This window comes from Lachnospiraceae bacterium oral taxon 096 (genome assembly GCA_018141845.1).
Taxonomy (GTDB): Bacteria; Bacillota; Clostridia; order Lachnospirales; family Lachnospiraceae; genus F0428.
In genome coordinates, this window is sequence record CP073340.1 from 409459 (window position 1) to 427573 (window position 18115).

Annotated in this window: 17 protein-coding genes; 1 reads left to right on the forward strand and 16 read right to left on the reverse strand. The window is 39.7% G+C overall.

The features are described 5' to 3' along the window. Positions 1–45: 45 nt before the first annotated feature. The 12 genes from J5A74_02025 to J5A74_02080 all read right to left on the reverse strand — a co-directional run bounded on the left by J5A74_02025 (position 46) and on the right by J5A74_02080 (position 13137). Positions 46–1296, reverse strand: a complete 1251-nt coding sequence (locus tag J5A74_02025) for a transposase (protein QUI96792.1) — start codon at positions 1294–1296, stop codon at positions 46–48. A gap of 150 nt (positions 1297–1446) precedes the next feature. Next, positions 1447–2025, reverse strand: coding sequence for a restriction endonuclease subunit S (locus J5A74_02030; GenBank protein QUI96793.1), 579 nt, complete (start codon positions 2023–2025; stop codon positions 1447–1449). Between the two features lie 581 nt (positions 2026–2606). Continuing rightward, positions 2607–5195 (reverse strand): type I restriction-modification system subunit M, encoded by a 2589-nt coding sequence (locus tag J5A74_02035; protein QUI96149.1) that lies wholly within the window; start codon positions 5193–5195, stop codon positions 2607–2609. 51 nt (positions 5196–5246) lie between these two features. Next, positions 5247–5702, reverse strand: coding sequence for a DIP1984 family protein (locus tag J5A74_02040; GenBank protein QUI96150.1), 456 nt, complete (start codon positions 5700–5702; stop codon positions 5247–5249). A 104-nt stretch (positions 5703–5806) separates the two neighbouring features. Continuing rightward, a complete protein-coding gene (locus J5A74_02045; protein QUI96794.1) occupies positions 5807–7057 on the reverse strand; it encodes a transposase in 1251 nt (416 codons plus the stop codon). Between the two features lie 155 nt (positions 7058–7212). Continuing rightward, positions 7213–7923 (reverse strand): RNA pseudouridine synthase, encoded by a 711-nt coding sequence (locus J5A74_02050; GenBank protein ID QUI96151.1) that lies wholly within the window; start codon positions 7921–7923, stop codon positions 7213–7215. Next, positions 7908–8258 (reverse strand): GIY-YIG nuclease family protein, encoded by a 351-nt coding sequence (locus tag J5A74_02055; protein QUI96152.1) that lies wholly within the window; start codon positions 8256–8258, stop codon positions 7908–7910. The genes J5A74_02050 and J5A74_02055 overlap by 16 nt, the downstream gene beginning before the upstream one ends. Next, entirely contained in the window at positions 8251–8910 is a 660-nt protein-coding gene (cysE, locus tag J5A74_02060; protein QUI96153.1) for a serine O-acetyltransferase, read from the reverse strand. The genes J5A74_02055 and cysE overlap by 8 nt, the downstream gene beginning before the upstream one ends. Before the next feature lie 8 nt (positions 8911–8918). Beyond that, a complete protein-coding gene (locus J5A74_02065) occupies positions 8919–9722 on the reverse strand; it encodes an HAD family phosphatase (protein ID QUI96154.1) in 804 nt (267 codons plus the stop codon). A gap of 14 nt (positions 9723–9736) precedes the next feature. Next, complete coding sequence (tig, locus tag J5A74_02070) at positions 9737–10996, reverse strand: trigger factor (GenBank protein QUI96155.1); 1260 nt, start codon at positions 10994–10996, stop codon at positions 9737–9739. Positions 10997–11015: 19 nt separating this feature from the next. Continuing rightward, the gene (locus J5A74_02075; GenBank protein QUI96156.1) at positions 11016–12419 is read right to left on the reverse strand and encodes an aminopeptidase; all 1404 of its coding nucleotides are present in this window, start codon (positions 12417–12419) and stop codon (positions 11016–11018) included. A gap of 13 nt (positions 12420–12432) precedes the next feature. Continuing rightward, positions 12433–13137: a S1 RNA-binding domain-containing protein gene (locus tag J5A74_02080; GenBank protein QUI96157.1), complete on the reverse strand. Its 705-nt coding sequence runs from the start codon at positions 13135–13137 to the stop codon at positions 12433–12435. Positions 13138–13300: 163 nt separating this feature from the next. Here J5A74_02080 and J5A74_02085 point away from each other — a divergent pair, with 163 nt between their 5' ends. Continuing rightward, complete coding sequence (locus J5A74_02085) at positions 13301–13708, forward strand: transcriptional repressor (GenBank protein ID QUI96158.1); 408 nt, start codon at positions 13301–13303, stop codon at positions 13706–13708. A gap of 48 nt (positions 13709–13756) precedes the next feature. Here the strand turns inward: J5A74_02085 and J5A74_02090 are convergent, their stop codons facing one another. From J5A74_02090 to J5A74_02105, 4 genes are all read right to left on the reverse strand, one after another. Further along, on the reverse strand, positions 13757–14416 hold the full coding sequence (locus J5A74_02090) for a hypothetical protein (GenBank protein ID QUI96159.1): 660 nt from the start codon (positions 14414–14416) through the stop codon (positions 13757–13759). 217 nt (positions 14417–14633) lie between these two features. After that, entirely contained in the window at positions 14634–16553 is a 1920-nt protein-coding gene (locus J5A74_02095) for a TRAP transporter permease (protein ID QUI96160.1), read from the reverse strand. Between the two features lie 9 nt (positions 16554–16562). Then, the gene (locus J5A74_02100) at positions 16563–17027 is read right to left on the reverse strand and encodes a DUF1850 domain-containing protein (protein QUI96161.1); all 465 of its coding nucleotides are present in this window, start codon (positions 17025–17027) and stop codon (positions 16563–16565) included. Beyond that, positions 17027–18070, reverse strand: a complete 1044-nt coding sequence (locus tag J5A74_02105) for a TAXI family TRAP transporter solute-binding subunit (GenBank protein QUI96795.1) — start codon at positions 18068–18070, stop codon at positions 17027–17029. Before J5A74_02105 ends, J5A74_02100 begins: the two co-directional genes overlap by 1 nt. Between the last annotated feature and the right edge of the window lie 45 nt (positions 18071–18115).

Here is an 18115-nt window from a genome sequence, read left to right on the forward strand (position 1 = left end):
CAGCTCTATTTAAGAAGTTTGATATTTAAGTTTCCACCTAAGTAATTAGGCAATCCTTATTCTTATCGGCGTGTCCACTTCGCCTCTACTGTATAGGATATTCATATCCACAACACTACTTTTACGCATGATATTTAATGCTCCGTTAACATCTGCATTGATTGTTTTACCACTTGCCGTTTTGTATAGACCACGATGTAATCTTCTGCCACTAAACGGATACTCTTTTGGATTATCGGCATTGTAAACAGGGAGATCGTCTCTATCCCAAAAAGATGATTTCGATGTATAGGATTCTTCCTGTTTTACAAAAACAATGTCATTTAGTTTGCAAAGATATTCCAATTTGTTACGCAACTGTCCATAAGGGATATTTACAAAATTTTGATTGTTTTGCTTTCCAATATGACTGTTATGTTGAAAAGTCTCATTGTAACCAACAACAAGCGTACCTATATTATTGATGATACAATAATCTATCACCCTACGAACAGTTTTATTCATATAGTCGTTCACCTTATTGTTGCGATTACGAGCAACTGCTTTTTGTCTATTTGTAGGCTTTCTACTAAAATGCTGTTTATCTTTTATCGATTGCAAACGGGCATTTTCTTTATTGAACCACTGATTGATCGATTTCAGTCTTTTCCCGTCAATAATGAACGATTGACCACTATTTGATACAGCTGTTACAAGATTGTTGATACCTAGGTCAAGTGCAAGTGCGTTGTTCGTGTTTAGATTTCTTTGAATACATTCAGCTTCATATATATACTGGATTTCAAAGAACCTTGCATTCGCTTTCGGTATAATGCGTATCTCTTTTATCGTCTTATCAAGAAGTATGGGTGGTATCGTAATTTCAACAGACTTATGCGTTTTCTTAAAACTATTGGAAAACGGAAGTATCAGCTGATTACCCTTAAGTCTTACAAAACCAATGATCAGTGTTGTGTATCCATCTTTTGGAAGATAATGTGGCAGTTTACAATCCGTAAAAGCATATTTTCCCTGCTTGACAAGTTTAAGCAGACCAAAAAATGATTTAAACGAGCCATCAACCTCTTTCAGTATCTGCTGTGCCATATTGGAATTTAAGGCCTTATAATTAGGGCTATTCTTTAAAAGAGTGTAATTCTTCTCATACTTGAGAAATTCACCTTCTGTAAAATAATGCTGACGCACATTATAGATTGCCTCATTAGCAAGATTCTTAGCCGTATGACAAAGTTCCCTGATTGTGATGTAATCTTCCTTGGACAGATGTTTCACTTGTTGTTTTACAGTAAGATACATACGATTTTCTCCTTTCATAGACTCGGAAATAGGATTTCCTATATATGTATTATAGCATATATTTTAAATGATAGTATTTAAGTAAAATATATATGTTGTAAACCTAACGCCATTCATCCCATGGTCTAAAGACCATGGGATGAATGGCTGTTATATTATAAACATCTTTTCGAGCATAGATTTCTTGATATTTTTCAGTTTTTCCAGCTTACGCTGATGAAGGGATATGAGGTGGTCGAGATTGGTAAAATAGTTGCCTATCGACACCTGTTCTTGTTTTTTAGGTAAAAGCATATTAATTTCCATAAGTGTTTCTGCATTCAACTTGGCACGACCCCCGCCAACCAGTAATGCTTCAATATCTGCTTGACTGATAGCAAATGCGAGAAACTTGTTGTCTGCAATTTCATTCTTGCTTTGCAGCACATGGGCGTGGTTGTTCACCCAAATACGCCCTTTTACACACTTTACGGGATAGTTTTTGAGGTCATTCGCCCCGTCCTCAGCAACAAGAACAAACTCGCCTTCGTGAGTATAACCGTCAACATAATCTTGTATTCCGTTTGCTCCATAATAAGGAGTCGAGCCAGAAATACGAAGATTTGCAGCCACAGGAATGCGAAGATTATCATATCTATCTGCGACTTCTCGAACCTTATGTTGTTCCCAAGCGTCAGTAAAATCACTAAATCTAAGTTCTGGAACTTTTGCATCATTTTTTGGAAACATTTTTTCCAGCATTGATTTTTTTACTTTTTTCAGCATTTCTAACTTACGCTGATGAAGGGATATGAGGTGGTCAAGCTTATTAAAAAATTTTCCTATTATCTCTTGCTCTTGATATGAAGTTACCACCAAATCCATATTTAAAAATACATCTTCATGTACTCGCTTTGCTTTTCTACTACCATTAGCAGTCATCCCATTTCTAAGATAAAAATCTTTTTGAGTAACTCTTTCCAATAAAAATTTTCCATCTATATTATGAAGATCAAATGCAGGAGAATCTAATGTAGACTCATAATTATCAAGATCGTCAGGAACTATTCCAAATGCTGCATGAAGAAAATCTAATTTCCCATACATAAACTGACCAGCATATCTCACATAATATCTAGTATTCTCACTTCCACTCAGTTTATCTGTCTTTTCTATGATACCCTTACCCCATAATTTTACAGTCAACTTCTTCGCATTTAATCCTGTATGTCCTGGAACTTTGCTTATAGAAAGAAACTCCCCTACCCGTCGTTGTTCCCAAGCGTTATCAAAACCTCTAAATCTCAATGCAGGTACTTTCTTTTCTTCCACTAGTGCTCCCTCCCGCTCAAAAGTTTTTGAAGTTCCCGAATTCCTGCAAGGTCGGTCTCTGAACCTGTCAATTCGCCCAGCATTTTTGAAAGCTCGTCTTGAGTATCTTGAATTTCCTTTTCCAAGTCCTCAAATGTGTCGGCATACTTATTTACTAATGCCTCAATGCCCTTTTTAAATTCATCGACAACCTTTATTGAGATAGCAATAATCTCATCATAAATTGGCACAATCCATTTCTGTTGCAAAAGTTCAACAACCTCTGTATCACTCAAATTTTCAATCCGATCTCTCGTCTCCAAGTGAAGTGCATCATCTCCTGCCTTAATTTCTGACTTTAGCTTCTTTTCCTCTTTTGTCAGTGCATCCACTTCCTCTAGTTTTTCCACAAGGCTCTTGCTCTCCTCGCTGTCCTCAGACTTGAGTGCCTTTATCATTGCTGGAATGGTTTTGATGACAAAAGCTGTATTATCTTCATTGAGTGTCTCTGAAATACTTTCCTTGTCGTCCTCTGAAAGTTCCTCAAAAATTTCCTCTATGCGAGATGGAATTTCTGTAAGGCGGTTTTTCTTCTCCTCTACTTCTGCCAGTTTGTCCTTGAGAAGTACTCTTTGTACGAGGTCAAATGGCAAAATATGTCCCTTCCATCCATCCTGTTGCTCCTCTTCTCGATTGTTCTTCTTTCTGAGTACCATGTTGGGATCGACCATACGAACAGCATTGATTCCCTCTTTTTGAATGTTTTCTAAATCACCTGCAATGCCACCATATGCCTTTTTAAAAATTTCATAGACTTCATACTTATCAACCAATGGAATATCGCCAAGACGCTCAAAAATATCTTTGACAATATCCTCCTCTGTTGCCTGAATTCTTACACTTTCTGCATGGTCAATAAGATTCTTGGAAAGCTTTTCTGTAAAGTCAGCAAATTTTTCTCTGTAATTTTCCTGAAACTTTTGTACTCCTTGATTTTCTCTCAATATCTTTGGCAACTGATCTGTTTCCACGACCAAGTTGGCATAATTTCCATCACTGTGAAATAGCTCTTCTTTGAGATGATCAAAAACGGCAAAGTACTTTGCAAATTTTTTCAACTCACTCTCTGGAATTCCGCCAAACATTGAAGCATAGATATCCCAGCTCTCGGCATCTTCTGAGGAATCCACATATCTTGGAATATTGAGATTGTAATCATTCTTTCTAATTTCTTCGATGCCAACTAGGCGAGAATATTTTTCAATATCTGCTCTTGCACGAACGGTATCAACAATTTTTCGGATGTCACAGGCACGGAGCTTATTGCTCTTTCCCTCCTTGATAAATCCTTTGGACGCATCAATAAAGAGAATAGCTCTAGAAGTCTTATTTTTCTTTAATACAATGACAATGGTCGGAATTCCTGTTCCAAAGAAAATATTTGCAGGCAATCCGATAATGGTGTCAATGTTATTTTTTTCAATTAAGTTGGTTCGAATCCGTCCTTCCTCTCCCCCTCTAAATAATACGCCATGGGGAAGAACAATAGTCATAATGCCCTCTGGTTCTAGGTGATAGAGATCATGCAGCAAAAAGGCATAATCTGCCTTGGCTTTTGGTGCATAGCCATACTCGCTGTATCTAGGATCTCCATCATGTTTGCTCGGATCCCAGCTCTGTGAATAGGGTGGATTGCTGACAACTGCAGAGACGGCCTTTCTCTGATAAGTGCCCACAGGGTCAACTTCATCAAAAATTGGCCAGTCATTATCCAATGTATCTCCATTTCTCACTGTGATGTTGTCCTTATTGATATCTCTCATAACCAAATTCATTCGAGTCAAATTATAGGTATTGGTGTTTAATTCCTGTGCATAGTAGTGAATCGCATTTTTATCATTCTCATACTTTTGCCAAGCTTCACCAATATTTAATAACAAAGATCCTGAACCTGAAGTCGGATCATAGACATTGATCTCCTTGCATCCCTTTAAATGATCAGCTACAATTTCTGCCATTAGAGCTGACACTTCATGTGGTGTGTAAAATTCCCCTGCCTTTTTTCCTGCATTAGAAGCAAACTTTTCAATCAAATACTCATAGACATAACCCAGAACATCATAGCCCTGTTTTCCATCCGTTGGAATGTCCTTAATCAAGTGAACGAGCTCCCTCACCGCTCTATTTTGTGCCTGTGTATTTTCTCCAAGCTTACTCAGTCCTGTTTCCAAAGTATTAAAGATTCCGCCAAATACCGCCCTTGCTTTCTCCCCTTCAATGCTATCAGAAAATTTACTAAGAGCTAAACGCACATCATCAACTCCAAAATCAAGCCCCTTGTCTAACCAAGTCTGAAAGAGATTTTCATAGGTAATCACATATCCTAAATCATCACAAATCTCACTGTGAATTTCCTCATTTTGTAGCTCTTCCATTGCTTCTTCCCTGTTCTGGCAACCATTTTCTATAAGCCAGTTGATTTCCTTATCAGAGATAAACTTATAGAAGATAAATCCCAAGATATAATCCTTATACTCATACGCCTCAATCTTTGAGCGCATACGATTTGCCGATTCCCAAATTTTTGCTGCTAATTGCTGTTTATTCATCTTCCTTTCTCCCTCACTTACCTCTGTCTCTTATGCCATCTATCTATGGATTTATTCTTCCAATTCCACTGTCCAATTGCTTGCCTGTAGAGCATTGTCGAGCAGGCGAACTTCCTTTGCAATATCGTCTGCTTGCTTTTGAATCTTTGCCACATCCACTGTCGATAAAATCTTAATTTCTGTTCTCGTTGCACGATGTGTATTTTGACTTGCTTCTTCTATGATATTTCTTAGAACTCTTTGTTTGAGAATCAATGCATCTTTTCTGGCGATGCAAGCGGTCATTGTCTTTCCATCGACCAATGTCTTACTATTGGTGATATTGATTCTCTCCATCAAATACTCTAGTCTTCCAACACTATACTCTAATTCTTGCAATAATTCCTCAGGATTTTCGAGTGGCTTTTCCCCCTCTTGTACAAGACAATTGTTGCAAAGTCTTGAGTCCAGTTGCTCAATTTTTCTGTTCAGATCTGCTCTCTCCTGTAATGCCTCTGCTAATTTCATTTTCTTTTCCTCCTGTGAACTACCCATCACCTAAAGGTAATGGGCTTCTAAGAGCCTAACAGCTCTATTTAAGAAGTTTGATATTTAAGTTTCCACCTAAGTAATTAGGCAATCCTTATTCTTATCGGCGTGTCCACTTCGCCTCTACTGTATAGGATATTCATATCCACAACACTACTTTTACGCATGATATTTAATGCTCCGTTAACATCTGCATTGATTGTTTTACCACTTGCCATTTTGTATAGACCACGATGTAATCTTCTGCCACTAAACGGATACTCTTTTGGATTATCGGCATTGTAAACAGGGAGATCGTCTCTATCCCAAAAAGATGATTTCGATGTATAGGATTCTTCCTGTTTTACAAAAACAATGTCATTTAGTTTGCAAAGATATTCCAATTTGTTACGCAACTGTCCATAAGGGATATTTACAAAATTTTGATTGTTTTGCTTTCCAATATGACTGTTATGTTGAAAAGTCTCATTGTAACCAACAACAAGCGTACCTATATTATTGATGATACAATAATCTATCACCCTACGAACAGTTTTATTCATATAGTCGTTCACCTTATTGTTGCGATTACAAGCAACTGCTTTTTGTCTATTTGTAGGCTTTCTACTAAAATGCTGTTTATCTTTTATCGATTGCAAACGGGCATTTTCTTTATTGAACCACTGATTGATCGATTTCAGTCTTTTCCCGTCAATAATGAACGATTGACCACTATTTGATACGGCTGTGACGAGATTGTTGATACCTAGGTCAAGTGCAAGTGCGTTGTTTGTGTTTAGATTTCTTTGAATACATTCAGCTTCATATATATACTGGATTTCAAAGAACCTTGCATTCGCTTTCGGTATAATGCATATCTCTTTTATCGTCTTATCAAGAAGTATGGGTGGTATCGTAATTTCAACAGACTTATGCGTTTTCTTAAAACTATTGGAAAACGGAAGTGTCAGCTGATTACCCTTCAGTCTTACAAAACCAATGATCAGTGTTGTGTATCCATCTTTTGGAAGATAATGTGGCAGTTTACAATCCATAAAAGTATATTTTCCCTGCTTGACAAGTTTAAGCAGACCAAAAAATGACTGAAACGAACCATCAACCTCTTTCAGTATCTGCTGTGCCATATTGGAATTTAAGGCCTTATAATTAGGACTATTCTTTAAAAGAGTGTAATTCTTCTCATACTTGAGAAATTCACCTTCTGTAAAATAATGCTGACGCACATTATAGATTGCCTCATTAGCAAGATTCTTAGCCGTATGACAAAGTTCCCTGATTGTGATGTAATCTTCCTTGGACAGATGTTTCACTTGTTGTTTTACAGTAAGATACATACGATTTTCTCCTTTCATAGACTCGGAAATAGGATTTCCTATATATGTATTATAGCATACATTTTAAATGATAGTATTTAAGTAAAATATATATGTTGTAAACCTAACGCCATTCATCCCACGGTCTAAAGACCATGGGTTTTCTGGCTGTTATATTATAAAAAATTTTCCCACAGTCCACCACTTGGTTTTTTAAAAAACTCCACATATTGGTCGCCCTTTTTACTCGGCAAATAAAATCCCAAATACACCGATGCCAATGCAATATTTCTTGCATAGATTTTACTGTTTGTATTATATTTTCGATCGCCAACAAGGGGATGACCTTCCCCTGCCATTTGCACTCGAATTTGGTGGTGGCGACCTGTATGTAAGGTGATTTCTACCAGACTGACGATTTCGCCATCCATCTCCTTTGTCTTTAACACTTGATACTCAAGCTCTGCCTTTTTTGCTCCCTTTTCATCTGGACTTGCAATCCTTGAAAGATTTAACTTTTCATCTTTGACCAAGTAGTCCACCATTTTCCTTGATTTTGAAAAGTTATCCACAGAAAAATCAAATTGTCCACAGACCAGTGCATAATACTTTTTTTGAATCTTTCTTTCACTGACTTGTTGGCTTAAATTGGCGGCGGCTTCCTTGGTCTTTGCAAACACCATAATGCCACCGACTGGAGTGTCAAGTCGATGGACAACACCGACATAGGTTTTTTCCTTTTTTGTCACAAGATAATTCTTTATTAAGCTTACCATATCTTGTGCCAGTGTGCCAGAGGACTGTGCAGCAACTCCAACCGGTTTTACGACAACAAGAACTTGACCGTCCTCATAGAGCACTTCCACATTTTCTATTTTTCTTTCCATTTGGCCCATATTAACTTCTCTTTCTCTTTTCTTGTATATTGTTTGATGGCATATTCTCTTTTCATGGCATCCTGCTTTGACGCTAACTCCTCCACATAGACAAGTCGAACTGGTCGGCGAATTTTTGTGTACTTTGCCCCTTTTCCTGCATTATGGGTATCTAGACGCTTTCTTACATTGGTTGTCCAACCTGTGTAGAGGGTGTTGTCACTGCAACAGACCATATAGACATAATAGCCATTGTCCTCAGGTACAGAAAATGCCTGAAGCACAGGAAATATTTCTGCATTTGCTTTTGCATTTATCTCTGCACTCAGGCACTGTAATTTACTCATTTGACTCATTCTTCTCTTTTTTTTGTTGAGCATTTGGAGCATTCTTTTCTAGTTCCTCCACTCTCTTTGCTAAGAGGTCAATCTCTAGCTGCATCTGTGTAAAATCAATATTGATTTCCTTTGGCACAGCAACACCGGCCACTCGCACAGGTCTGGCCGGAATGCCCGCTGCGGTCACATCACTTTCAATTCCCTTTAAAAGGACAGCATTGGAAGCAATCTTACAATTGTCACCAACTTCAAATGCACCCAAAATCTTGGCTCCACAACCAACGGTCACATTCTTTCCAAGGGTTGGATGACGCTTTCCCTTATTTGTTCCCACACCGCCAAGGGTAACACCTTGATAAATCGTGCAATTGTCTCCGACAACTGCTGTTTCTCCAATGACAACCCCAGCACCATGATCAATCAAAATGCCATGGCCAAGTTGTGCCCCCGGATGAATTTCGATAAGTGTCCATTTTCTTGCAATTTGTGAGATCAATCTTGCAATAAAATATCTTTTCTTTTTGTAGAAAAAATGGGCAAAGCGATGAAATATCAATGCATGCACGCCCTGATAGAGAAGCAACACTTCGAGAGAATTTCTTGCCGCTGGGTCTCTCTCCTTTACAGCCTGTACATCTAACCAAATATCATGAAAAATCATTTTTCACCTCACACAATTTCTAGCATTTTTATTGCATAATCAATGCCATCATCTGAGGCATTTTTTGTCACAAATGTGGCATGTGGCTCAAGAATTGGGTCATGCTCCCCCATTAAAATGCGATTTTTTGCCACACTGGTAAACATCGAAAGATCATTGCCACTATCTCCAAAGACATAGGCATTTTCTGGTGCAATCTGATAACGCTCAAGCATCATATCAATGGCACTTCCCTTGGATACATTCTCAGGAACACATTCATACATTCCCTGACCACGATCAATAATGGTAAAATCAGAAATTGTTTGAAAAAATCCCTGTTTATCCTCCATTGGATTTTTTGGATCTGTCCATATCACAAACTTATCAAAGTCAAAGTCTTCTCTCGCATAGGCATTATCAAAGGTCGGCCACATTGTCTGAAAAGCTTCAAATGCGTTCTCTAAAACTTGACCATGGCGAAATGGTCTTGCTGGAAAATAAATTCCTTGCTGTGCCTCCAAAATTGCCTCTATGCGATATTTTTCCATATTTTTTTTAATTTCGATTCCACGCTCTCTAGGAATGCGCTGTTGCCAAATGGTTTGATTATCAAGAATAACTTGTGTCCCACAACCGCAGAGCACACCATCGACACTGATCTTTTCTAAGACAGGCTTGACCATACATTCCACACGACCAGTATTAATAAAGACCAGATGACCTGCCCTGCGCACCGCTTCAACTGCTCGGTGTGCTGAGGCAGGTATCTCGCCTGTCTTTTCATCTGTCAGTGTCCCATCAATATCGAAAAAAAGTATTTTCTGAGACATAGCGATTCCTTTTCTTATCGTGCTGCTGTAGTTGCTTGTGTTTCTCCTGCTGCTGTTGTTGCTGTAGTCTCTCCTGCCGCAGTTGTAGCGGTTGTTTCACCTGCTGCTGTAGTTGCTGCTGACTCACCTGCTGCTGCACTTGTCTCTGCTGGCTTTGTAGTTACATTGGCATTGTCAATAACCACTCTAGCTACCTTGTAGTACTTTAAGTTTGTTTGTACCTGTGGTGTTTCGATGTTTTGCTGACCATAGGTCTTAATCAAATCTTCCTTTGAGCTACCAAAAGCCTGCTTGTAATCGTCATCTGTAATCTCTAACTTCTCCTGATCAAAGATTGTATTGACTACGATCTGCTGCTTTACTGAAGTTTCTGCCGCAGTCTTCATATCCTTCTCCAACTGCTCAACGGTTGTACCTGACTGCTTTGCATAGTTTTCAAGATTTGTCTGCATATATTGATAAATCTGCATCTTGTAGTTATTTAACTGTGACTTATACTCATAGTCAATGGCCGCCTGCTCTGGCTTAATATCTGCTGCTTCAACAATCTTTGGAAGGGCCTGTTGCCAGATGGCCTGATCTCTGTTTTGCTTTTCCAATGTTGCCTTAATGTTTTGCTTATAAGCATCAACTGTTGTCTGTGCACCATTGGTCTGCTTTGTTACCCACTCATCGGTAAGCTCTGGCTTTTTCTCATTGTAGATGCCATTGACTGTCACTGTAAATACAGCCTGCTTTCCTGCAAGATCCTTTGCCTGATAGTCCTTAGGGAAGGTCACAGTGACATCCTTTGTCTCGCCCTTCTTTGCACCGATCAATCCGTCTTCAAAACCTGGGATAAATGTTCCGCTACCGAGCTTTAAGTCATATCCCTTTGCACTTCCACCATCAAATTCCTTGCCATCAATCTTGCCGACATAGTCAATATTTACGGTGTCATCCTTTTGTGCTGCACGATCAGTAATCTCAATCTTTTCTGTAGCTGCACTGAGTGCTGCATCTACCTGCTGCTGTACAACTTCATCGGATACTGTAGGATCTGTGATGGTAACTGCAATGCCCTTATAAGACTCAGGCTTTACAGTTGCTGTACCATAGTTGTCTGGCTGTGACAAAGACTCCGTCTCTGGTGGTGTTGTCACTGTCTCAATACTAGCCTTTGGTGATGAAGATGATGAATCCTTCTTGGCATCACCGCCCTTTGAACATCCTGTCATCGCTGCCACAGATAATGCTGCACATACCGCAACGATTGCTAATTTTTTCTTTCTCATTATTCTCTCCTATACGCATTTATTCTTCATAAAAAGCCTTAAAAGCTAAATATGTATTATATAAGTCGAGCTTACTTGAAAGCTCAAATGGTGAGTGCATGGAAATAATTGGAACGCCAAGATCCACCACATCAATATTCATTTCAGCCACAAATTTCGCAATAGTTCCGCCGCCACCGACATCTACTGCGCCAAGCTCTCCGATTTGCCAGTATACACCCGCTTTATCCATAATGTCTATGACTTTTGCCATAAATTCTGCACTGGCATCGGAAGATCCTCCCTTTCCCCTTGCACCTGTGTACTTTGTGAGCACACAGCCGTGGTTAAAGTAGCAGGAATTATTTTCCTCATAGACATCTGAAAATGTTGGGTCATATGCCGCATTGACATCTGCAGATAAACAGGCCGAATGGGCACAAACTTCCTTGACATCTGCTCCCTTATTTTGAGCTAAATAACAAAGATAGTCATAGACATAGCCAGAATCCAGTCCTGTATTTCCCATTGATCCAATCTCTTCTTTGTCAGTCAAAATTGTTACGGATGTGTAGAGTGGATTTTTACATTCAATCTCTGCCATCAATGCTGTGTATGCACAAATCTTATCGTCTTGACCATAGCCCCCAATCATTGAGCGGTCAAGTCCCACATCTCTTGCCTTTGTTGCTGGCACAACTTCAAGCTCTGCACGAGCAAAATCTCTCTCGGTAACGCCATACTTTTCGTGCAAAATCGAAAGAACTTGTAATTTAAATGGCTCCTTAACTTCCTTGTCTTCAAATGGCAGGGAACCCAAAATAATATTCAATTCCTCTCCACGAATGCCATCGGCCAGTGTTCTCTGATTTTGCTTTGCAGAAAGATGTGGCAACAAGTCACTAATATACAAGACAGGATCATTCTCGTCCTCTCCAATATTTACATGCACAACCTCTCCACTTTTCTTTATCATCACGCCATGCATGGCCAGTGGAATGGTCACCCACTGATACTTTCGAATTCCACCATAGTAGTGAGTCTTAAAGTAAGCCAATTCCTTACGCTCATAGAGTGGGTTTGGCTTTAGATCAAGTCTCGGAGAATCAATGTGGGCACCATTGATGCGAACTCCCTCACAGATATCCTTTTTTCCCCAAGTGGTCGCAATAATGGACTTACCTCGATTGACACTATAGACCTTGTCCCCTTGCTTATACTCCTTCTTTGGATCAAACACCGTGTATCCCGCCTTTTCAAGGGCTGCTACCGCAAAGCAAACACATTCCCTTTCAATCTTTGCCTCGTCCAAAAACTTTTTATATCCCTGTGCAAAGGTATCGGCAAGCTCCTTTTGTTCTGGTGCCTCCTTTGCAATGTGAGGATATTGCCAGGTCAATTCCTCTTCTATCTTTTGACCAGCACTCAATGTATCTTTACTCATAGGCTATCACCCCCTATAATTTTAATCCCTTTAACAATGCACCTAAGTTTGTTGCAGCCTCTCCACTTTCCTTATAGTCAAATCTCTCTGTTGGTTCTTCGTTTGTGATCTCTCCCACAGCCTTTTCCAATGCCTTCTTTGAGAGGCTAATCTTTCCTTCTTTAATGCCAATGACCTTGACTTTAATCTCTTCTCCAACCTTTAATGCCGCTGCTGGATTTTTCACCCTATTATGTGAAATTTGAGAAATGTGCAATAATCCTGTCACATCATCATTTAATTTGACAAATGCACCATAGTCCTTGATATTCTCTACCACACCAGTGTAGACATCACCCTCACGAACAGCAGCCACAGCCTCTGCCTTCTTCTCCTGCTCTTTTGCACGCTCAATCTCTCTGTGGCTGAGCACCAATCGATTCTTCTCCTCATCTGCAGTAATCACAATGACCTCCAGACGCTTGTTGAGATAGCTGTTTAAATCTTCCACATAACTTGTCGACAATTGGCTTGCTGGGATGAATGCTCTCTCTCCCTCAAGCTCTGTCACACAACCGCCATTGACAACTTCTGTAATCTTTACCTCAACGACTTGCTTTTCATCCTTCATCTTGGCAAGCAAATCCCACTTGCCTGCATCTGGATCTTCATACTTTTTCCTATTTTTTAAGGACTCTTCAATTTCCTTTTCAAAATCCTTCATTGTCTCTTCTGCCATCTTTTTCTCCTTCTCTGAAAAAACATTATTTGCTTATTATATCATATCTTTGCCTAGTTGGAAGTTTTTTCACAGAAAAAATACAGAAAGCGTTGACAAACCCTTATCTTCCCCTATAAACTAAATAATAACTATTCTTATTTTTATTGTATAGGAGAAAGAAATGAAAACCTTAAATTACAGCCGCCAAAGAGAGGCGTTGATGAAATGCTTAGAAGGGCGTCGTGACCATCCGACTGCAGATGTACTCTTTCAATCTCTTCGAGAGGAAGATCCCAAAATCAGTTTGGCCACTGTCTATCGAAATCTCAATCTTCTCACCAATGCTGGGAAAATCCGCAAAATTTCCTGTGGTGACGGCACAGAGCACTACGATTTTGTAACGGATGATCACTCCCATTTTATTTGCAAGGAGTGTGGAAAGATCATTGATTTAACTATGCACCCAAGCAGTCGAACCCTTCATCGCTATGCAGAAAATAATGAAGAAATTTCTACAATAGAAGGGCACTCCTTGATTCTCTATGGCTATTGCAAAACCTGCCAAGAAAAAAGAAAAAAGACCTCATAACAAAAAAAGCACCGCAACTTTGCTTGCGATGCTTTTTTATTACAAAAACTAAGAAACATTATTTGACAGGTCACGAACCTTATTGTATCTTCCCAAAAATCCTCTAAAACCTGCACCAACAAATCCAAACAGCCCACCATTGTCTGTCACATCGATGCTGTCGCCATTGTAAGTAAACTTGATAAAACCGCCATCATCATTGGTAGCAATATATTGATTGCCATTTTTATACTTGACAGTTCCCGTAAATTCTCCTAGATGATATGGCAATGAGCTGTTTACTCCCTCTATCTTGACATAATCCATATCGCTGTCACTGTAATAGTCCACTTCCATCTCTCCATCGATGACACCATGAATTTCATAAGTTCCATAGATCCAATTTTGTCTAAAACCGCCTGACTGCTTTTTCTGACCTCTAGTCTGTACAACTCCATCCGCTACCCAAGCACCATTGGCATCGACATAATAGCCATCTGGCGTGAGGGTATTCGTGAGAAGATATCCCCATTGATTAAAGTAATAACATTCATACACGCCGTCATTGTTTCCGTCCAGCCAAACCCACTGTGACACTGGATAGGAGCCATCATCATACCTATACCACCATCCATCCTTTGCTGTAAGCCACGAACCAGCAAAAGCAGTCAACGCAAAGGAACCTGACAATATCGCTGTCAATGCAAATGCCACGCCAAACTTTTTCATACTCTTTCCTCCTTTTTGATTATAAGTATACCTCGCCGTTTATTATAGTTACATATTAGCATTTACTCCATTCTTTTTCAATCTTTAATGGTATTTTTGTATATTTTATCTGTGTATTTCTTTCTTTTTTATTTATTTTCAACATACTAAGAGGAGGACTTCCAAGATGATATCTTGAAAGTCCTCCTCTAAATTTTTGATTATGTTATTTATCCTTTCATACAGTTGCATTCACTGCATCCTGTGCTCTTTTGCTCTTGACCAACTGATAGATGGTAATTGCTGCAAAGAATACATATCCAATGATATCCGAGCGAATTCCTGGATAGAGCATTGCCAATCCGACAACAATCGAAAGAATACGAAGTGCTGGATTTAACTTTGTCATATAAAATCCTGCGACACCCATGGAGACGCTAAAGATACCCAATACTGCTGAAATAATAATGGTAACTACCGTAAGTGGGGTTGCTCCCACAAGAAGCATCGATGGATTCATGACAAAAATATATGGCACAATAAATGCGGCAATCGCCAACTTACATGCCTCAAATCCTGTCTTCATTGGGTTTGAACCTGCAATCGCACTTCCTGCATAGGCAGCCAATGCAACTGGAGGTGTAATATCAGCAACAATACCAAAGTAGAATACAAACATATGTGCAGCCAATAAATTGACACCCATACCATCAATCAGAATTGGTGCACAAGTCGTGGCCATAATGACATAAGTTGCTGTTGTTGGAATACCCATACCCAAAACAATACAAGAAAGCATGGTAAAGAATAATGCCAACAAGAGATTATTTCCTGCCACCTGAGTAATGGTAGAAATCAAGGTCTGACCAAGTCCAGTCATTGTCACAACACCAGCAATAATACCTGCCACTGCACAAGCTACAGCAATAGAAACTACACTTCTTGCTGCGGCCTGCATGGCATCAAGTGCCTTTCCCGGTGTGATTCTTGTCTCCTTCTTAAACATACTAATGACAATCACAACAATCGTCGCAATCAGTGCGGCTCTTCCCATAGTGAAGCCATTCATAATCATCGCAACTAAGGCTACAAGTGGGAGTAAGAGATATCCATCTTTAAACAATAACTTAAAGAAATTTGGAAGCTCTGAGCGATCACTTCCCTTTAGTCCAAGATTCTTTGCTTCCAAGTGAACCATAATAAATACGCCACCAAAGTAAAGAATTGCAGGTAAAATTGCTGAAAGAACAATGGTGGAATACTTAATTCCAGTTGTCTCTGCCATCAAAAATGCTGCTGCTCCCATAATTGGTGGCATAATCTGTCCACCTGTTGAAGATGCGGCCTCAACTGCACCCGCAAACTCTGGGCGATATCCTGTCTTTTTCATCATTGGAATTGTGATACTTCCTGTGGTTACCGTATTGGCCACAGAGCTACCTGAAACCATTCCACAAAGAGCGGAGGAAATCACGGCCACCTTTGCAGGACCACCACTAGATGCACCTGCAATGGAGTTGGCAATCGAGATGAAGAAATCAGAAATACCCGATCGCTCCAAAAATGCACCAAAAATAATAAACATCACAATATAGGTGATGCAGGCAGAAATTGGAGTTCCAATGACACCTTCTGTGGTATAAAAGAGATTGTAGAGAATCTTTCTAAATGGAATTCCTGCAAATCCCGCATAGGCAAGAAAGGCTACTACTACAACAATAATCGGAATACCCACACTTCTTCTACAAGCCTCAAGTAGGATCAAAATACCAACAACGGCAACAATCATATCCATTTGATGAATTCGTCCTGCACTATTGATAATGCGGTTGGCATGAACTACAAAGTAAAAATAGCTGGCTGCACCAACAACTGCGAGCACCATATCATACCAAGGCATAAAATTGACTTTATTTAAGTGACTCTTCTTCGCTGGATAGACAAAGAAGGTTAGGAAAATGACACAGCCCACAAATAGCGTTCTTCCCACACGCACATCCCACATGGCAAACATATTCATATAAATGCCAAAGACAGAAAATGCAGCGAGCAAAATCAAGACAACCCATCTCAATTTTCCATCAAACACTCTGACATTTGACTCTTTATCATATTTTTTCATAATCTCATCGAGATTCTTCTCTACTTCCGTATTCATACTTCCTCCTTACTCGACAGAAAAGGTAACTTCTGCTCCCCGTCCACAGATGTCCCTCAAGCTATAGATCCTTTGATTCACTTTAAGGGTGTGGTCGCTGACCATTCCCACAACATAGATGAGTGGATTCATCTTTTGATGAAAGCCACTGATCAACATTCCACCATCTGGCGTATACTCTAGTTTTTGACCATCCTCTAGCTCCGTTTGAACACCTGCACCAAAATCAAAATACTTGGTCTTGATCACATAGATGTCTTTGCCATGAATTTCATAGTAGTCTGTCAATGGACTCTTGTGCACCGAGTGGATAAAGGTCACAGAAAATTGCGTCCCATCCCAAACAGGGACTTTCAAAAAGATTTGTCCATTCTCTCCAGAAAGAACAAGTGTTTTCGTTATAAGAACACAATAGCAACAAAGTAACGCTGTCGCAATACCTAGCAGTATGCACGGCAGCGTTCTTTCCTTCATTATTTCATTGCTCCAACTTCTTTATAGTACTTTTGTGCACCTGGATGGAATGGAATGGTAATTCCTTCTACGGCAAACTTTGGATCGAGCTGCTCAGCCTTTGCATGAGCAATTTTACTCTTGTTTTCAAAAATGGCCTTGGTCATCTGGTATACGGTGTCCTCATCGAGTTTATCCGATACAATAAAGGTTGCCTTTACTGCAGCTGATGTCACCTCGTTGTCCACGCCCTTATAAGTACCTGCTGGAATCTTATACTCGGTGTAGAATGGATACTTGCTCTTTAATACTTGCATCTTATCTTCATCCACACTCAATACATGAATGCTATTGGTTGTGGCAAGCTCAACAACGGCTGTTGTTGGTGCACCAGCCACACAGAAGAAAGCATCAATCTTTCCATCTTTTAGTGCCTCTGCACTGTCGCCAAAGCTTAAGTTTTGTACCTTGATGTCATTAAAACTTAGTCCATAGGCATCCAATAACTGGCGAGCATTAAACTCTGTACCTGATCCTGCATCGCCGACAGAAACGGTCTTGCCCTTTAAATCAGCAATCGAGTTAATAGAAGAGTTTGCTACAACCTGAACGACTTCGGAATATGCTCCGCCCAATGCAGAAAATCCCTTGCTTGGACCATCCTTTTCAAAGAGATCTGTTCCCTTATAAGCATAATCGGCAACATCATTTTGAACTAAGGCCATATCTGCCTCGCCGTCCACAATCTCAAAAATATTTGCCTTTGACGCACCTGAGGAATGTACAGTCAATGAGATATCTGGAAGAACCTCTTGCAATGTCTGTGAAATGACACCGCCGTAAGCATAGTAGGTACCTGTTGTTCCACCAGTGGCAAATCGAATCTTCTTTGCATTTTTATTGTCCGTAGTCTTTGCTGCTGATGAAGCTGCATCTTTATTGTCAGTACTCTTTGCTGTCGATGAAGCTGCATCTTTTGTGTTAGTTGTGTTTGTACTATTTCCACAACCTGCGAGCGAAACCGCAGCGATAAGTGCAAGTGCTGCAAAAACTTTCTTTGTCATTTTCATATTATTTCCTCCCTAAACCAAAACCTTGTACGAATTTGT

Coding starts and splice junctions, on each gene's coding strand:
- tig (QUI96155.1), bottom strand. CDS start 10,996: ATGAGAAAGAAAAAATTAGCAATCGTTGCGGTATGTGCAGCATTATCT.
- J5A74_02050 (QUI96151.1), bottom strand. CDS start 7,923: ATGGAAAGAAAAATAGAAAATGTGGAAGTGCTCTATGAGGACGGTCAA.
- J5A74_02035 (QUI96149.1), bottom strand. CDS start 5,195: ATGAATAAACAGCAATTAGCAGCAAAAATTTGGGAATCGGCAAATCGT.
- J5A74_02025 (QUI96792.1), bottom strand. CDS start 1,296: ATGTATCTTACTGTAAAACAACAAGTGAAACATCTGTCCAAGGAAGAT.
- J5A74_02085 (QUI96158.1), top strand. CDS start 13,301: ATGAAAACCTTAAATTACAGCCGCCAAAGAGAGGCGTTGATGAAATGC.
- J5A74_02055 (QUI96152.1), bottom strand. CDS start 8,258: ATGAGTAAATTACAGTGCCTGAGTGCAGAGATAAATGCAAAAGCAAAT.
- J5A74_02040 (QUI96150.1), bottom strand. CDS start 5,702: ATGAAATTAGCAGAGGCATTACAGGAGAGAGCAGATCTGAACAGAAAA.
- J5A74_02080 (QUI96157.1), bottom strand. CDS start 13,137: ATGGCAGAAGAGACAATGAAGGATTTTGAAAAGGAAATTGAAGAGTCC.
- J5A74_02095 (QUI96160.1), bottom strand. CDS start 16,553: ATGAATACGGAAGTAGAGAAGAATCTCGATGAGATTATGAAAAAATAT.
- J5A74_02045 (QUI96794.1), bottom strand. CDS start 7,057: ATGTATCTTACTGTAAAACAACAAGTGAAACATCTGTCCAAGGAAGAT.
- J5A74_02105 (QUI96795.1), bottom strand. CDS start 18,070: ATGACAAAGAAAGTTTTTGCAGCACTTGCACTTATCGCTGCGGTTTCG.
- J5A74_02090 (QUI96159.1), bottom strand. CDS start 14,416: ATGAAAAAGTTTGGCGTGGCATTTGCATTGACAGCGATATTGTCAGGT.
- J5A74_02030 (QUI96793.1), bottom strand. CDS start 2,025: ATGTTTCCAAAAAATGATGCAAAAGTTCCAGAACTTAGATTTAGTGAT.
- cysE (QUI96153.1), bottom strand. CDS start 8,910: ATGATTTTTCATGATATTTGGTTAGATGTACAGGCTGTAAAGGAGAGA.
- J5A74_02075 (QUI96156.1), bottom strand. CDS start 12,419: ATGAGTAAAGATACATTGAGTGCTGGTCAAAAGATAGAAGAGGAATTG.
- J5A74_02100 (QUI96161.1), bottom strand. CDS start 17,027: ATGAAGGAAAGAACGCTGCCGTGCATACTGCTAGGTATTGCGACAGCG.
- J5A74_02065 (QUI96154.1), bottom strand. CDS start 9,722: ATGTCTCAGAAAATACTTTTTTTCGATATTGATGGGACACTGACAGAT.